This is a genomic window from Sporomusa sp. (genome assembly GCF_035561255.1).
Taxonomy (GTDB): Bacteria; Bacillota; Negativicutes; order Sporomusales; family Sporomusaceae; genus Sporomusa.
Genome location: NZ_DATMXX010000288.1, coordinates 1 through 7,036, shown reverse-complemented (window position 1 = coordinate 7,036; position 7,036 = coordinate 1). Strand labels below are relative to the sequence as shown.

The following is a 7,036-nucleotide window of genomic DNA, read 5'->3' as shown; positions in this document are numbered from 1 at the left end:
TTATTTAATCATTTTCATCAAATTATTACCCAGAATTGCTTCTTTTTGCGGAATATTGCTTTTCAACCCAAGTTCCGCCAGCCACTGTTTTTGAGGCTCTCAAGCCGTCGGCGTTGTAGGTATAGGTAGTAGTGTACGGCTCCGCCACACCCGCCACCATTATAATGGACCCGAAAAACAAGACAGACAAGAATGGCGAAATAAGTTAGAATGAAGTCATGGAAAAGAGAAGAAAATTCACACCACAAGAAAAATCGAAAATAGTGCTGGAAGCCTTACGGGAAGAAAAAACCCTGAGCCAGATCGCGGCGGAATATCAAGTTCATCCTAATGTTATCAGCCGCTGGAAAGCCGAATTTATGGCCAATGCGGACAAAGTATTTAGCAAAGAAGCCGACGAAGTAGAAAAGATCAAACAAGCCCATGAGCAAGAAAAAGATGAACTCTTAAGGCAGATTGGTCAGCTCTCTTATGAAGTGAGCTGGCTTAAAAAAAAATCTGGTAGAAACTAAATCCCGTAAAGAACGCCTGGCAATGGTTGAAAAGGGCGATAAAAAGCTCAGCATGACCCGGCAGGCCAACCTATTGGACGTCAACAGGACGAGCCTTTACTACAGGTCTGTCCCGATTAGCCAGGAAGAATTGGATATCAAGCAGCTTATTGATGAGATATACACCAAGCATCCCGAGTACGGTTATCGGAGAATGACCAAAGTTTTAAGAACCAAACATAATATCATCATTAATTGTAAAAGAACGCGCCGGTATATGCGGGAAATGGGAATCCATGGCTTTTGTCCTGGTCCCAACTTAAGCAAGCGGCTGCACAGCAAATACCTTTATCCCTATCTGCTAAGAGGACTGAATATTGACCATCCCAATCAAGTGTGGTCAGTAGACGTCACCTATTGCCGGATGAAGCATGGATTCATGTACCTGGTGGCCATAATCGACTGGTATTCCCGGTACATCGTAGGATTTAGACTATCAAATACCTTGGAAAAGACCTTTGTACTCGAAACGATAAAGAAAGCTATTAAAACCCAAGGGATTCCTGAAATCATCAACAGCGATCAAGGTTCACAATTTACCTGCCGGGAATACGTTGACCTTTTAAAAGAAAACGGCATCAAAGTATCCATGAATGGTAAAGGCAGAGCATTAGACAATCAACGGATAGAAAGATCCTTCAGGTCTTACAAATGGGAAAAACTGTACATGGAAGAATGTGAAACAGGGCATGAGCTTCGCCGGCTCACTCAAGGATATGTAGAATACTACAACAGCGAAAGACCGCACCAATCCTTAAAGTACCAAACACCGGCAGCATATTATTATGAAAGTAGATTAACACTAAAAGCTGTTTAAACAGTTGGGGACGCTGCCCCATATGCACTAACTTAAGTTGATATTTTACTTAAGATATGCTATGATCGTATAGGGCGATAAGAAATGGAAAATATAGCGCGTTTGATGGCTGAACTACCAAACGATTATGAAGATGACTGCTTCACAGAAGGTGCACTAACAAGGCGGCGTGGAGTTAACAATCCGGCCGATCTAATGATGCTGTCTATGTTCCATTTGCAAAACGGATGTACATTGATTGAAATCAGCGAAATTGCAAGAATAACAAAGCTTGGCGAAATGAGCGATGTAGCGTTTATGAAGCGTTTTGAAAAATGCGGTAATTGGTTTAGAACTATAAATAGTAAGATCGCAACAAATGGAATAATTAAGTACCAAAAACCAAATTGGCTGGAGGATAAAACAATTGTAGCCGTAGATGCTTCAGATGTAACAGAAAAAGGTCGATCCGGCAGGACGTACCGACTACATTTCGCCTTTGATGTATTTAATATGGGGAGTGTGGATTACTCGATTACCGATGTGAAAGTCGGCGAAAGTCTTGTCAATTTCAACATTAAACCTGGGCATCTGGTGATTGGTGACCGGGCATATTCCACTATTAATGGGATAGAACATTGCAAACAAAACGACGCGGAATACATACTTCGTATGAGAAAGAACAGTTTTACAATAAGGAACGAGCAAGGAGAGTTGATTGACCTTCTAGAAGCGTTTAGAAATACGGTAAGCGATGGGTATGCGGACGTGCAGGCTTTTGCCACAAATCTGAGCGGCGACAAAGTGTCGATAAGGATATGTGCAAAAAAGAAAGATCCAGAAGCTATCATTCAGACTCAAAAAAGGCTGAAACGCAAGGAAAGCAAGCGACAGTTAAAAATATCCGACGAAGCAAAAGTTTTCAATGAGTACATTGTTGTAGTGACGAATCTTAATGGTTACATTTCGGCGGAAGATATTTTAGAAGCATATCGCCTTCGATGGCAAGTTGAAATATATTTCAAGCGACTAAAATCCATTTTAAACTTTGGCGAGTTACCAAAGCGTAGGCCAGATAGCGTGATAGCATGGTTAAATGGTAAATTAATGATAGCGCTGTTGATTGAAATTCTTCTTTCAAAAACACCTTTCCCCCCTAAAGAGGGATCCGGCCAGGAGTATTTGGCGTGAAACAAAGTTTCTGAACCTATGGTTAGTAACATGTTTTTGTGATGTTGGAGTGTTCTTTTCGGAGTTAGAAAACGTTTTCACGAATATGAAGGTTGAAAAAAGAAAGCGAGGAAATCGATTACAACTTTCGGAGTTAAGTTAGTGCGTATGGGGCTTTGCCCTCAAGAAGACCTTACGCCGTGAGCCTTTCCGCAAAGAATATCATAATCTGGCTATAAGCCATTGCCCAGCCCCTTGACGGCTGCGTCCACTTCTTCGTGATTTCTCTCGCCGAAAGGAACACCACTTTCCGAATCGAGTCATCGGTGGGAAAGATGGATTTTGTCTTCGTAAATTTCCGCACCATTCTGTGATACGCCTCCACCGCATTTGTCGTATAAATCAAATGTCGGATCTGTTCGGGGTAGCTGAAAAACGTGGTGAGCTCTGCCCAGTTAGCATCCCAGGATCTCAGAATGGATGGATACTTCCTGTCCCATTTTTCCCGGAATTCTTCCTTGGCATACTCTGCATCGTCTAAATTTATCGCACCGTAGATTTTCTTCAGGTCAGCACAGATTACTTTCCTGTCCTTGTACTGCACGAATTTAGTAGAATTGCGGATCTGGTGAACGATGCACAGTTGCTGCTTTGTCTTTGGAAAAACCGCATTTATGGCTTCACCCAGCCCCTTCAGGTTGTCATGACAAGCGATGAAAATATCCTGCACACCGCGCTTTTTCAGGTCGGAGCAGATTGATGCGTAAAAGCTTGCGCTCTCGTTTTCGCTGATCCAGATGCCCAGAATGTCTTTTTGGCCGTTCATATCAATACCAAGCACCGAGTAGACGCATTTGTTAATGATCTGACTGTCCTTGCGGCTTTTGAACACAATTCCGTCAAAGTAGATGATTGGGTAAATCGACTCCAGCGGCCGGTTCTGCCACTCGTTTACTTCCGGAAGAATTTTATCCGTTATCTTGGAAATCAGCGTCTGCGGTATCTCTGCCCCGTAAATCTCCCGCAGATTATCCTCAATGTCGCGTTGACTCATTCCCTTTGAATACATCGCCATGATTTTCTGTTCGATTTCATCTGTCCGTGTCTGTCTCTTCTCGAGTATTTTCGGCTCAAATTCGCCGTTGCGGTCACGCGGTACGGCAATTTCGCTTTCGCCGTAATCGCTTATGATGGTCTTGCGGTTGTACCCATTGCGCGAATTCCCTGTGTTGTTGCCTTCGATGCTGTTTTTTTCATATCCCAGATGATCTTCCATCTCAGCTTCCAGCATTTGCTCAATTGTTCCCGCAAAAAGGCGTTTCAGTTTCGACTGAATGTCACCCGTGCTTTGGCAGTCCTTCATTAGCAGACTCACCAGTTCCATTTCCTTGTCTGTAAGTATGTTTTTTGACTGTCCCATTTTGATAACCTCCATCTTTATATATGGAGATTATTACCATTTACAGTGCGGCCGAGCAAGGTCGCTTATATTAGCGGGTGGAACCCCCGTCCGGAAAGGCGTAGCCGCGCCACCGGTAGCCAGCTTTGGAGGCATCCTAGTAATAGGGTGGTTTAAGCGTAAGCGGTCAGATAGTAGGCCTGAAAGTGATTGGGCCCCGAAAAGGAATATACAGCGGAACAGGTCGATGGGGTTGTAAACCCAGAAGACTATACTCATGAATGCGGAAGGCTAGTGCTCATGAGCTGCCCCGGGGTCGGAGAGCCAGGCATGCTATACAATGTATAAGCGGTAACTCGGGAGACCCGTGAATCTCTCCAAAATGGAGTATGGTCGTACAACGCTACAAACGGAGGAGACCAAACGGAGCACGGGAGTCGGATGTCGGAATAGTACCAAGGATAGCGGGTAATGCCGCAGGAGGGAAGGCCGACACGTCAAGAGGCCCTCTCTGAGGGAAACATTCTCTATACACAGGGATAGGAGAAAGAATGAGAACTGAACTGGAGAGGATAAGTGAATTGGTAGCCCAGAACCCCAAGATGGTGTTCACGTCACTGTATCATTTAATCACCATTGACCTGCTACGGCAGTGTCACCAAGAAATGAATGGACGCAAAGCAGTCGGCGTGGACAGCGTAACAAAGGACACATACGAAGCCCAATTGGAGGAGAACCTAAGCGACCTTGTAGCCAGGCTCAAGGGAAAACAGTACCGACCGCAACCCTCGCTGCGCGTATACATTCCCAAGGCCAATGGCAAAAAGCGGCCACTGGGGATAGCGGCGTACGAAGATAAACTCGTGCAGGACGCGCTTAGCCGTGTTCTGTCGGCAGTCTTCGAGCCCCGATTCCAGAAGAGTATGCATGGTTTCCGCCCCAACCGTAATTGCCACACGGCCCTCCATGAACTCAATGAACTCATTGAAAGAGGCAAAACGAACTACATCGTAGATGCTGACATCAAGGGTTATTTCAACGCCATGGAGCACAGAATCATCCTGGATTTGGTCAAATTCAGACTTGCCGACCCCAACATCCTGTGGCTACTTAAGAAAACCCTGACAGCAGGAGTACAGGAAGAAGGAAAATGGCGAGCGACAACCAGAGGTTCAGAGCAGGGCAATCTTGCCTCACCGATTATAGCAAACATCTATATGCATTACGCCCTGGCGCTATGGTTTGATAAACGATTCAAACCAACATGCCGGGGGGAATGTGGGTTGGTGGTCTATGCCGATGACTTCGTAGCAACATTCCAGCACAAAGAGGAAGCGGAGCGCTTCCTTCAAGCCGTAAAAGAAAGATTTAAAGACTACGGGCTGGAACTGGAACCGGAGAAAACACGGCTGATTGAGTTTGGCAGGTATGCCAGGGAGAACAGAAAGAAGAAGGGACAAGGCCGACCGGAAACCTTCGACTTTCTGGGATTCACGCATTACTGTTCCAAGAGTCAAAAAGGCTCCTTTCGAGTCAAGCGCAAAACGTCCAGGAAGAAAATGAAGATGCGGCTTACAGAGATGAACGAGTGGATAAGGACCAATCGGCATCTGCCAGTCAGGACGATAATTGCAGAAACCAATGCAAAACTGCGTGGCCACTACCAATACTATGGTATTACGGACAACAGCAAGAGCATCAAAACCTACTATTACCGGACGCTCAAGGCGCTCTTCAAATGGCTCAATCGCAGAAGCCAGAAACGCAGCTATACATGGGAAGGGCTCAACGACTTGCTCAAAGTGTTCCCTTTGATACAACCAAGAATTCGAGTAAGTATTTATGGCTAGCAAGACGCGAATCTTAAGATGAGGAGCCGTGTGCGTTAATTGCGCAAGCACGGATCTGTGAGGGCTTGGGCGCTGTGAGGCGCCCTTGCTACTCGACCGGTTGAATATATAGTCTCGCTTGCTTAAAGTGATTTAGGGTATTACCAAGCCAAGTCTTTGGGAGGTACCCAGACAAATTCCTTGTAGCTTTCGACGATCGCGCCTATGCGTTCGGCCGGCCACGATTCGTCCCAGCCGAGGCCCAGGTCGAGATCGACCAGCACAATGTGGATCTGCGTCCTGCTTGGTTTTCCCTCGATGATTGTGAACACATTGCAGATGCGGTTCTCGCCCTGACAGTCAACACAAACACCCGTTTTAACGCATCCGGCTTTGAACGCTTTTCCGCCGAGATCCGTCGATCTGATTTTCAGATGCTGCGGTGCAATCTGCCCTCGGATACGCCCGAAAGCGGCGTCCAGATCTTTGACGATCTTATTCTTGCCGATAAGCAGGACCGTCTGCCCGTGACCGTAGAACATCCCGCCGACCCGATTGCCGGACGCATCGACGTTGACGAGCCTTCCGTCCAGGGTGACCGCGTTCGTTCCTGTTAGGAAGAAACCGCAATCGCTGCTATACGATAGATCGCGGTGTTTTGCGGTTTCCGTGTATGGGATATTCTTGTCATGAGCAAAATAAACGGTGACTCCGTTTTTCTGCAGGTCTTCCACAACGCCGAGCTGTCTGGCTGTGGTGGAATCCCCGGTCCCGACTTTTGAACCAGGCGGGATCAGTTTCCGTACGATCGCCCGCGCGCTTTCCGCATCGGCGGCGTAGTGTGGATCAAACCGGCGGTGCCGAAAAGCACTGAGCACAGCTTTGATATCGGTATCCGTAACATGGCCAAACGGATCAGCAGAATAAAGTAGTTTATCTGACATATTATCAACCTCCCGCTTTATTAAACTGCATTCAATTGCCCGGGCGAAGACCATCACGGTCCAGATGCGTGTTTTGATATGGGCGGACATACCCTCTTCAACAAAGAAGATCTCCTCCGCATTGTCGTTTAACGACCATTGGCGTTCCCAGAATTTAGCTCTTTTATAGAAGCTGACCTCGTAAAATATCTACCGTCGCGATAGACGTGATAGCCTCCGTCCTCCTTGCGAAGCTCAAACGGGGAATCATCCCCATAGCCCGTGAAAGAAAACGGGCCGGTGATGTCGTCGCCGATCCACGTAAGCGCAACCGGATGGAAGCCTTCCGCCTGCAGATTCGCTTTTAA

6 protein-coding genes are annotated in these 7,036 nt (G+C 46.6%); 3 read left to right on the top strand and 3 right to left on the bottom strand.

Annotated elements, in window-relative coordinates:
- The first annotated feature begins 218 nt into the window (after positions 1 to 218).
- Together VN379_RS15645 and VN379_RS15640 are read left to right on the top strand one after the other, a co-directional pair.
- Positions 219 to 1,368, top strand: a protein-coding gene (locus tag VN379_RS15645) for an IS3 family transposase (RefSeq protein WP_325535491.1) whose coding sequence is annotated in 2 segments (ribosomal slippage) — positions 219 to 485 and positions 487 to 1,368 — 1,149 coding nt in all. Because the reading frame shifts where the segments join, the coding sequence is not laid out codon by codon here.
- Between the two features lie 84 nt (positions 1,369 to 1,452).
- Positions 1,453 to 2,538, top strand: a complete 1,086-nt coding sequence (locus VN379_RS15640; RefSeq protein WP_325535489.1) for an IS4 family transposase — start codon at positions 1,453 to 1,455, stop codon at positions 2,536 to 2,538.
- A gap of 172 nt (positions 2,539 to 2,710) precedes the next feature.
- Here VN379_RS15640 and VN379_RS15635 read toward each other — a convergent pair whose 3' ends face one another.
- Entirely contained in the window at positions 2,711 to 3,901 is a 1,191-nt protein-coding gene (locus VN379_RS15635) for an IS256 family transposase (protein ID WP_325535493.1), read from the bottom strand.
- A 566-nt stretch (positions 3,902 to 4,467) separates the two neighbouring features.
- Between VN379_RS15635 and ltrA the strand changes: the two genes are divergently transcribed.
- A complete protein-coding gene (gene ltrA / locus VN379_RS15630; protein ID WP_325535487.1) occupies positions 4,468 to 5,766 on the top strand; it encodes a group II intron reverse transcriptase/maturase in 1,299 nt (432 codons plus the stop codon).
- Between the two features lie 140 nt (positions 5,767 to 5,906).
- Here ltrA and VN379_RS15625 read toward each other — a convergent pair whose 3' ends face one another.
- Both VN379_RS15625 and VN379_RS15620 read right to left on the bottom strand, forming a co-directional pair.
- Positions 5,907 to 6,689, bottom strand: coding sequence for a lactate utilization protein (locus tag VN379_RS15625; RefSeq protein ID WP_325535485.1), 783 nt, complete (start codon positions 6,687 to 6,689; stop codon positions 5,907 to 5,909).
- 128 nt (positions 6,690 to 6,817) lie between these two features.
- The coding region (locus VN379_RS15620; RefSeq protein ID WP_325535483.1) for a hypothetical protein at positions 6,818 to 7,036 on the bottom strand (219 nt) is incomplete at its 5' end.